At 78.7% G+C, this 300-nt stretch carries 1 pseudogene; it reads left to right on the forward strand.

Annotated elements, in window-relative coordinates:
• Positions 1 to 300: pseudogene (locus KVT44_RS55935) on the forward strand (glycosyltransferase family 1 protein); the annotation flags it as partial.

Raw genomic sequence — 300 nt, forward strand, 5'->3', positions numbered from 1 at the left:
CGGCCGGGATCGTCGCGATCTCGCACGCGATGGCCGACCGGGCGGAGCGCATCTGGGGACGGATGCCGCGAGTCGAGGTCGTCCGCAACTGCATCGACGTCGCGGCGGTGCGGCACGCGGCGGCGACGCGCAGGCCGCCGGCGGGCTGGCCGGGTCCGGACGGCCCGATCGTCCTCTTCCTCGGCCGCGCCGAGCGGCGGAAGGGCGTGGTCGACGGCGTCGACGCCTTCGCGCGGGTCGCGCAGCGGCATCCCCCCGCCCCCCCCGTGGTGGCCGGTGCCGGGGGGGACGACCGCTTCG

It is taken from the genome of Streptomyces sp. GbtcB7, from assembly GCF_019091445.1.
Lineage (GTDB): Bacteria > Actinomycetota > Actinomycetes > Streptomycetales > Streptomycetaceae > Streptomyces > Streptomyces mirabilis.